General features: G+C 37.0%; 5 protein-coding genes. 1 reads left to right on the top strand and 4 read right to left on the bottom strand.

Features of this window, described 5'->3' with window-relative positions; translation table 11 throughout:
- Positions 1–73: 73 nt before the first annotated feature.
- Complete coding sequence (locus OZD68_RS03350) at positions 74–1,477, bottom strand: NAD(P)H-dependent flavin oxidoreductase (protein ID WP_182309900.1); 1,404 nt, start codon at positions 1,475–1,477, stop codon at positions 74–76.
- Between the two features lie 144 nt (positions 1,478–1,621).
- On the opposite strand from OZD68_RS03350, the gene OZD68_RS03345 reads away from it, so the two are divergent.
- Entirely contained in the window at positions 1,622–1,765 is a 144-nt protein-coding gene (locus OZD68_RS03345) for a hypothetical protein (RefSeq protein ID WP_182309901.1), read from the top strand.
- A gap of 61 nt (positions 1,766–1,826) precedes the next feature.
- Here OZD68_RS03345 and coaE read toward each other — a convergent pair whose 3' ends face one another.
- The 3 genes from coaE to OZD68_RS03330 all read right to left on the bottom strand — a co-directional run bounded on the left by coaE (position 1,827) and on the right by OZD68_RS03330 (position 4,060).
- A complete protein-coding gene (coaE, locus tag OZD68_RS03340) occupies positions 1,827–2,414 on the bottom strand; it encodes a dephospho-CoA kinase (RefSeq protein ID WP_182309902.1) in 588 nt (195 codons plus the stop codon).
- 295 nt (positions 2,415–2,709) lie between these two features.
- The gene (locus OZD68_RS03335) at positions 2,710–3,888 is read right to left on the bottom strand and encodes a ribonuclease D (protein ID WP_182309946.1); all 1,179 of its coding nucleotides are present in this window, start codon (positions 3,886–3,888) and stop codon (positions 2,710–2,712) included.
- Positions 3,889–3,925: 37 nt separating this feature from the next.
- Positions 3,926–4,060 carry a hypothetical protein gene (locus OZD68_RS03330; RefSeq protein WP_010962423.1) on the bottom strand — a complete coding sequence of 45 codons (135 nt, stop codon included), beginning with the start codon at positions 4,058–4,060 and terminating at the stop codon, positions 3,926–3,928.
- Positions 4,061–4,338 lie beyond the last annotated feature (278 nt).

Raw genomic sequence — 4,338 nt, 5'->3', positions numbered from 1 at the left:
ATTTGATGCATCATTCTTTTTGTAAAAAACATTCCAAACTTTCTCTCCACTTTTTCTGGGTAAGGTCACTGACTCAATACCCAGTCAATATCCTTTCCACCAGTTCTTTTACTGCCGGTACGTAGCCATTCTCATAAAATGGATCTTGCTTAAATTTGTACACATTGTGCCCGGAAAACATGAGTTCGTTCTCAATATCACCATCGTGTATAACGTTTTGCAGTGTTTTTTGTATGCAAAAACTACGCGGATCTGGCTTTCGTCCTGTTGAATGGTCACCATGATCTTTCCAATTGCTAAACAAACAATGGCTCAAACATCCCATACAATTGATTTGATCTTCTCTTATTTGTTTAAATTTATCTGGCGTCACAAAAATAACAGTTGAATCTGGGGTTTTCATTGCTTCTGTGTACCCTGCTTTAGTCCATGTATTTGCCAGTTCTTTGTCTTTTGCAGTAAGGTAGATCTTCCTACCTCTGCTACCCATTGCAAATTCACTATTGGATTCTTCGCTGGCATTTTCTGAAAAATTTACTTGATGTAATTTTCGTTCCTGTAACTCACGTATAAAATTATTCCTCACCGCAGATGAATAAAACCCTGTTGGACTGAATTTATTTAAAAATACATCACCTTCTTCTAAAGTGAGTAGCTTCTTTTTCCACTCTGCAGAAATTGGGCTTTCTTTCGTCAAAAGTGGACGAGTGCCAAACTGAAAAGCTATTGGTCCAATTTGCAGATTGTCAAACCAATGTTCCCAATCTTTCAAATGCCACACTCCTCCTGCCATAACAATTGGTGTTTCTGAAAGACCGATCTCGTTCATGAAAGATCTAAGCTCTGCAACTCTTTCAAATGGAGCCTGTGGTAGCTCTGGGTCTTCACTGTTACTCAGTCCATTGTGCCCTCCAGCAAGCCATGGATCTTCATACACTACTCCACCAAGCAAATAGGAAGATATTTTTTGGTAAGTACGTTTCCATAATGCTTTAAAAGCACGCACTGATGAGATAATAGGGTAATAATAAACCTGATATTTAGCTGCAATTTCCGCAAGCCTATAAGGCATACCAGCACCGCAGGTAATACCATGAACTAAGCCTTTTGCTCTTTCCAATATGCCATGAAGCACGCGTTCTGCTGCTCCCATCTCCCAAAGTACATTCATGTGTATTCTTCCATGACCTTTTGATATTTCATTTGCTATTCTTGCCTGACTAATTCCAGCTTCAATACTATACTCAATCAATTCACTATGCTTTTCATTTCTTGTTTTGCCTTTATAAATTAGTGGCACTAACTCGCCATTATCATCAATAAGCTTAGCATTTGCACCAGAAAATGTACCCACAGCATCTGCTGCAGCAAATGCTCCGCTTGATCTTCCATCACTAACTGCAATGCCTTTGCCGCCCTCGATGATTGGCCACACTTCCTTTCCTGAAATTACTATCTTTTTTATCTTATTTTTCAAAACTTCCTCGCAATCTTCCACTCTATTTTACTTAATTACTAAAAAAATGATAGCTGTTTATTTTTTCTTGTATCATTAAAGCTTCTATAGCTACTCACGCTGTTGTAGTTTGAGAGCAGTTCCCATCGGAAGGGTGTCATTCCAGTGCTTGACACTGGAATCCAGTTTTTGATCAAAAATGTTGCTATAGTGCACAATCAATTTTCCTGGATCCCAGTGTCTGGGCACTGGGATGACACCATAGTGGGCTACTTGGATGAAAGGGGAGGGAGGCTGCTGGGATCCTGACAACCGTCATCCCGCTGCTTGTTAGCGGGATCTAGAGATACCGCGGCGGTATGACGTAGAGCTACGTGTTTAGGTTTAATGAATCAACTATATCTTTTACTTGAGAAAAAACATACTCTTTGCTTACACTGGTATCGATAATAAAGTCACTCATCTTCCTTTTCTCCTCAATAGATAACTGAACATCGGAGATTAGATTAAGCTTTTCTTTATCTATGTTGCGTTCGTTAAGTCTTTGAGCTTGCACAACGCTATCTGCATGAACAAAAACAATAAGGTCGCAATATAAATAAAATTTTGTTTCTAATAGAAGTGGCACATCTAAAACTAAAAGTTTTCTATCGATCTTTTTTTCCTGGGCAATAAAAAATTCTAATTCACGCAGCACAGCAGAGTGAACCAAAGATTGAAATTGTTTCCAATTTTCATCGTAGGCTAAGAAATATTTAGACAGTACTGTTCTATCTATTTCACCATTTACTACCACTCCAGGAAAATTTTTCTCTGCATAACTTATTATGCTTTTATCCACTTTATAAAGTTGGTGTACAACAGAATCAGCATCAAATACAGCAGCACCAAACTCTTGAAAGCAATTAGTTACAAAGCTCTTTCCTACCCCAATTCCGCCTGTTAGACCTATAATCATATAACAAAAACACATTAGACTTCTTTCGAAACTATAGCTAAGGTTTCTCTATATATATTAACTAGATTTTCTAGATCCCAGTGTCAAGCACATAACTATACGAACATTGCAATTTGTAGGTGGTGTCATTCCAGTCTGGAATCCAGCTTTTGTGTTGTATAGTGCACAATCAATTTTCCTGGATCGAAGTAGTCAAGGCACTGGGATGACACCCTACTTAACCGTCATACCGCCGCGGTATCTCTTAGCCACTAACACGTAGCGGGATAACGATTGTCGATAAATCTAAGTTACTTTAGCAACAGTTATTCTCCACTAAATTACTCTGAATTTTGGTTATATTATTTGCGGATTTCACTCCTGAAATCTCAAATTTTGAGCTTGTGTTCAAAAATGATTCAACTGACCTGCCAAAAAAATCATATCTCCATCCCTTGAATAATTTATCTGTCTGTCCAGATATTGACCAGGTTAACTCATCTTTTGAAGAAACTAATTTCCTTGATATGTTACTTTCTTTACATTTACTATCTAAAATAATTGAGAGTATATCAAGTACAGATTTGTCATAATTACTCGATAAGGTGTTGTTTTGCTGCATCCAATTTCTCTCATTTTCATTAAAAATATTCACAAACTCTAGTAAATCCGCATCTTTTATATTTTTTGCATTCCTCTTGAGATCATCTAAAATCTCATCAACATGCTCTATATTTTTTTCAATAAAACCAGCTATTACAGCATTATTGATTATTTTATTACGGTTCATATTATAGCGCTGTGCTAAGGTTTCTTGCCACTCACTAACTGCTTTAACAGTTAGTATCAATCTTGGATTTACTTCATAATTAAATTTAATCCTCTTCCATGCATCTTTTGGGCTATGTAAATACTTATTTATATCAACTATTGATTCCATCTCCTCTTGAAACCAACCCATCCTATTATTTTCTTCAAGTTTATTGCACAATATTTGGTATAGGTCATATAGGTGTACCACGTCGTTTACTGCATAATCTAACTGATCTTCGGACAACGGACGCCTTAACCAATCTGAATTTTTAGCTTTAATTTTATCCAGTGCTATTCCTTGATATTGCTCCACTACTTTTGAGTAACCAATAAAGTCATGATAATAATGACAAAACATAGCAGCAACTTGGGTATCAAAAATGGGAGTGGGAATACATTTAAACACAGTGAGTAAGGATTCTATATCCTGCCGGCAGCTATGAAACACTTTGGTTATCCCCTGATTTAGCATTATTTTCTTAATGAATGATAAATCAATTTCTGGCACTAATGCGTCTACAATAAAACTCTTCTCTCCGTAAGAAATTTGAATTAACGATAATTTTGGGTAGTAGATTAAATTATTTCTAATGAACTCCGTGTCAACTGCTATAAATTTTGGCTTTTTTGCTATCAACACCTCACATATGTCCTCCAGCTCCGACGTTGTATTAATTAACATATGTTTCTTATTCAGCGGTTCTACTTTACCACTTATATTAAATTTTTGCAATTAATGACTTCTTGCAGAACTTTCTATCACTCATTGGCATCACACAAATAGCCTTTTCCATCCCAATCCCAGTGCTTCCTTCTCCTGTCATCCCAGTGCCCTGACTACTTGGATCTAGCAAGCTTTGCTTGCAAATAAGTCTAATACGGGTCGCGTTTTATGCCAAAACACAATTGGAGTTACATGCAAAATAGATCCCAGACTGGGATGACAAAAAAAGGAGCACTGGGATGACAGCAGTCCTACGTCATACCGCCGCGGTATCTCTAGATCCCGCTGCGGGATGACGATTGTCGTTTAGCTATAAATATTAAGAAATTTACCGAATAAAAAAAAAGGCAAAAGAAGCCCTGGGGTTATTATCCGCTTTAAAATATTGGCGTTTTTTATGTTTTAAAC

It is taken from the genome of Wolbachia endosymbiont of Drosophila bicornuta, assembly GCF_028982105.1.
Classification (GTDB): Bacteria; Pseudomonadota; Alphaproteobacteria; order Rickettsiales; family Anaplasmataceae; genus Wolbachia; species Wolbachia pipientis.
The sequence above is the reverse complement of the archived record's forward strand: the minus strand, read 5'-3'. Positions and strand labels throughout refer to the sequence as shown.